The 552-nt window shown below is 65.6% G+C and carries 1 pseudogene; it reads left to right on the top strand.

The features are described 5' to 3' along the window. Positions 1–552, top strand: a pseudogene (locus EXE44_RS20455) (hypothetical protein); the annotation flags it as partial.

Here is a 552-nt window from a genome sequence, read left to right as displayed (position 1 = left end):
GTCTTTGCGAGAACCGCCGATCTTGCGCCCGTCGTCGGCGCGATCCAGCGGGGGAGCGTGAGCGGCGCGGCGTTCGAGGACGCCCTCGAACCGGACTGTGCTCGGCGGCTCGTGGGACTCCTCGCTGCGGGCTTTCCGATCGCCGCCGCGGCTCGACTGGCGTTCGGCTCGACGGAGCTAGCGGTGCGGTTCGTCGGTGATCCCGGGAGCGTCGTCGCCGTGGACAGGGGGCTGCCGGCGCAGGTGTTTTCGGTTCACCCGACCGCGTCGGGCTCACATCGATTCCGGTACCGCTCCTTCCTCTCGACCGAGGCTCTCCTCGGTAGCCAGGTCACAATGAAGGCTGAATTCCTCGACGCGACTCCGTTCTTGGCCGGGACGGAGCGCGACGTTGGTGAAGTAACCATCACGGAGATCCTTCAGATACACAAGATGCGTGGACCCACTCTTCGATTCTCCGACGAAACCTACCTCCAGAACGACGTGCTCACTGCGGGACGGATTGACGAGTTGGCGCGGCGAGCACCGTCTCACGACTCGGCGGACTCCTCT

Source organism: Halorubrum sp. SS7 (genome assembly GCF_005435055.1).
GTDB lineage: Archaea > Halobacteriota > Halobacteria > Halobacteriales > Haloferacaceae > Halorubrum > Halorubrum salinarum.
Note: the sequence above shows the minus strand (reverse complement) of the source record. Positions and strands in the feature narration are given on the sequence as shown.